Origin of the sequence: Proteus faecis (genome assembly GCF_030286765.1) — a bacterium.
GTDB lineage: Bacteria > Pseudomonadota > Gammaproteobacteria > Enterobacterales > Enterobacteriaceae > Proteus > Proteus faecis.
Genome location: NZ_JASVWV010000037.1, coordinates 1 through 4112 on the forward strand (window position 1 = coordinate 1; position 4112 = coordinate 4112).

Here is a 4112-nt window from a genome sequence, read left to right on the forward strand (position 1 = left end):
ACGCTGAGCAGTGCGAAACTGGATAATTCTGCCGGGACACTGCTTGCCGCTGATAAAGGGAGTTTATCCCTGACCACACCGGGTGAGGTGCTGAATGATAAAGGGCGTCTGATTGCCGGGCGGCATATCCTGCTGGATACGGCAGCGCTGACCAGCCGGGAAGGACTGATTTCAGCCACCGGCGGCAACATGACACTGAACAGCCGGCAGGCGGTTATTAATGAACAGGGGCGGATGGAGGCCCTTAACAGGCTGACACTGAATGCAACCGGATTACATAATCATAACGGTACCATCACCGGACAGGATGTCACCGTCGGTACCGGTGTGGCAAAACTTCACAACACCGGGGGAAATATTGCGGCCCGGGATACGCTGGCGCTCAGTACAGGAGAAACGGATAACACCGGAGGACTGATTCAGGCCGGAAAAAGCCTGGTTATTGACACAAATAACCGGCAGCTGAGTAACCGTGAAGGCGGGCAGATACTGGCCGGTGCACTGACGTTATCGGCAGGGAATACGGATAATCAGGCAGGGGTTATTGCCTCATCCGGTGATGCACAGTTGCAGACCGCTGATCTGAACAGTGACAGCGGAAAAATACTCAGTCAGGGCGATTTGACACTGAATACTGCGGTGCTCCGCAATCAGCACGGGCTGTTGCAGGCAGACGGGGCTTTAACGCTGGATACCCATGGAAACGGGTTAATCAGTACAGACAGCGGTGAACAGGGCGGTATTATTGCCGGCGGGGATCTTTCACTCAGAACAGGCCGCCTGGAGGCGGCACAGGGTGTGATACAGGGCCGCAATATCACGCTGGACACGCAGGGACAGGCGCTGGATCACCGTGGCGGGTATCTGGCGGCCCGGGAGAGTGTCAGACTGGATACCGGCGAAACGGATAACAGCGGTGGTCTTTTACGGGCCGGCACATCGCTGATACTGGACACTCATGACCGGAAACTGGTTAATCAGCAGAGCGGAGAGCAGGGCGGGATTGTTGCCGGTGATCGTCTGACGCTTGAAGTGAATGGTCTGGATAACCATGACGGCGTCATTGTCAGCGGCGGTGACGGCGTGATGACCACCGGTCTGCTGGATAATACGCAGGGACAGCTTGTCAGCGCATCCGGTTCGCTGTCTCTGACGACAGGAGAAGTCAATAACCGGCAGGGGCTGATCCAGGCCGGGAAACAGCTGTTACTGGATACCCGGGGACAGACTCTGGTTAACCGTGACAGCGGGGAGCACGGGGGGATCCGGGCGCAGGGCGATCTGTCCCTTCTCAGCGGCAGACTGGATAATCACCAGGGGATTGTGAGTGCCGGCGGACAGGCCGGGCTGAAAACCGTAATGTCAGATAACACTGCCGGGTTGATCACTGCCCTGCGGGGGCTGGCAATCACCGGCGGGCAACTGGACAATACCGCCGGCAGTATTCTCTCCGGCGCCGGACTGACGATTGACACACAGGGGAACCGCCTGATTAACCGTGATACGGTTTCCCGTGGCGGTATCTCTGCTGCCGGTGAGGCGATCATTACGACCGGGGAGACGGATAACCGGAGCGGACGTATCGTGTCTGACGGGAATGCCGTGTTGCATACCGGCAACCTGAAAAACAGCCTCGGCCTGATAGCGGGGAATGGCGGGCTGTCAGTGAACAGCGGTGAGACCGATAACACCGGGGGACGCCTTCAGTCTGCCGGCGATCTTCTGATTAACACCGGTACGGCTGCTTTAGTCAATACCGGCGGAAGGATAGCCGGTGACCATCATACTGCTGTCACGACCTCTCAGCTTACTAACCGGGAGGGAACGGTTCAGGCCGGAGAAAGACTGACTCTGTCAGTGGGTCAGGCGCTGGATAACGGAAAAGGGGCATTGTTATCCGGCGGCCGGCTGGCATTGTCGGCTGACCGTCTGGATAACCGGCAGGGGCAGGTGATTGCTGACGGTGACAGTCAGCTGAATGTACAGACGGTACTGAATAATGAAAGCGGGCTTGTGCACTCAGCCGGCCCGCTTGAGATTGTGGCTTCTGAAATCAATAACAGGCATACCGGACAGAGCGGTAAGGGGCTGGAGGCAGGGAAACTCACGCTTGCCGCCGATATTCTGGATAACGCGGAAGGGGCAGTGCGCGGTGTCAGCCATCTGACCGCACGGGTAACCCGGGTACTGGATAATCTGCGGGGACTGCTTTCCTCACAGAAAACGCTCTCTGTTCAGGGACAGGCGCTGACGGTGAACAACCGTGAAGGGATGCTGATAGCCGATGACAGTGCGGATATTTCTGCGCTGGCAGTGAGTGGTGACGGACAGATTTTGTCCCGGGATCGCCTGACGGTTCATGTGGCCGACGATTTCCGTAATACCGGCTCGGTTAAAGCGAACGGTGATCTGACGCTCCTGACCGACCGCCGGCTGATTAATGACGGGGTGATTGCCGGACAGCAGGGGCTGGAGATCCGTGCGGATAATCTGGTCAATACTGTTCTGGGGGATATCACGGCGAAAGAAACGCATCTGAACGTGGCCGGCACACTGGAGAATCGCGGGCTGATTGACGGTGAACTGACACACCTGACGACCGGTGTGCTGAACAACACTGGCAGCGGGCGGATTTTTGGTGATCATCTCGCTGTCGAAGCCGGCGTTCTGAATAATGACCGGGATGGTGACAAAGCCCCGGTAATCGCATCCCGTGATCGTCTGGATATTGCGGCCGGAACGGTTAATAACCGTGGGCATGCACTTATCACCAGTCTCGGTAATATGGTTTTTGGCCGTCATCTGGATAACGATTATCGTGCAACCGGCCGGGGTGATGTCCTGAATAATGACGGTGCATTTATTGAGGCCGGCAGCGATGCATTTATCGGCATGCAGACGGTGAATAATACCAACCGGAAACTGGAAACACATACGGTCCTGGTGGAGAAAAGTCAGCATCATGAAGGCGTTCTTAACGGCAGTACCACCCGTTATGACTGGGCAGATGTTGATCTCAGCAAGAAGAATAAATATGGCGTCCATACAGCAAGAATGCCGGATGGCAGCGAAAATGATCGTTTTTATGAATATAACTATACCAGGACCGTCACGGAGACACAGATAGCGTCCACTGACCCGGGGAAAATACTGGCGGGGGGAAATATCCGGTTTGATACCGCCCGTCTGTTTAATCATGACAGCCAGATTGTTGCCGGCGGTAGCCTGGACGGGCATATCGGTACCCTGGATAACCGGGCGACGCAGGGTGAGCGGGTGACCACGGATGAAGGATGGCAGACACGGTGGTGGCCGAAGAAAAAGAAAAGACCGATTGGCGGAACCAAAACATCACAGGGAAGAGAGACTGATGATTACCGTCCGGCCCCGGTAACGGAAACCATTGATCTGAAAAGCCTGACCTGGCAGGGACATGCTGTGGTACCGGACAAAACCTGGCGCGGGAGTGAACGGCAGGTGTCTGCGGTGAATGAAAGTGCAGAGGGCGCAGGAAGTCATTCCGTGGCCGGAGCGGACAGCCGGGTGAATATCAGTACCGGTCAGGCCGGTATGGTCTCAACGGATATTCCCGGCGTGGTGCATGATCGTCCGTTACTGTTACCTCCCGGACATACGTTCAGCCTGACGCTGAAACCGGAAACCGGGAGCGGGCAGCAGATCACTCCGGTGATCCGCACGGTCAGTCCTGATGTCCGTTTACCGGATAACAGCCTGTTTACCCTGCATCCCGGCACGGACAGCCACTACCTGGTGGAAACGGATCCCCGTTTTGTGAATAAAAAACAGTGGTTGTCCAGTGACTATATGCAGAATGCCTTTACGGCCTCCCACGATAATGTGCATAAACGTCTTGGTGACGGGTATTATGAGCAGAGACTGGTTCGTGATCAGTTGATCCAGCTGACCGGGGGGCGTTATACCGGTAATCAGAGTAATGATGAAGCTCAGTACCGTATGCTGATGAATAACGGTATTGCCTTCGGTAAACAGTATCAGTTGATCCCCGGTGTGGCGCTGACGCCGGAGCAGATGGCGCTGCTGACGTCAGATATTGTCTGGCTGGTTGATATCCCGGTCACGCTGAGTGACGG

1 protein-coding gene is annotated in these 4112 nt (G+C 56.1%); it reads left to right on the plus strand.

The genetic code is table 11. From position 1 onward, the window contains the following. On the plus strand, window positions 1–4112 hold a 4112-nt coding region (locus QSH13_RS18255; RefSeq protein WP_433915546.1), incomplete at both ends, for a beta strand repeat-containing protein.